The 216-nt window shown below is 76.9% G+C and carries 1 pseudogene; it reads right to left on the reverse strand.

Annotated features, from left to right (window positions below):
* Nucleotides 1–216, reverse strand: a pseudogene (locus tag ACXAHD_RS32500) (hypothetical protein); the annotation flags it as partial.

The raw sequence follows: 216 nt of genomic DNA on the forward strand, positions 1-216 counted from the left end.
GGCGGCGATGATGCCCTTGACGTTGTCGGTCTGCTCGCCGGACAGGCTGATGCGGGACTGTTCGCCCTGCACGCCGTGCGGGGTGAGCTTGTCGGTGTCGACGCTGTCGCTGCTCGCGGCGGCCGCGGGTGCGGCCAGGGCGGTGGGGGCGTGCTCGGCGGCCAGGGCGGGGGCGGCGACCGCGCCGCCGGCCAGGGTCAGCCCGGCGATGCCGAG

The organism is Micromonospora sp. ABR4_055 (assembly GCF_056160425.1).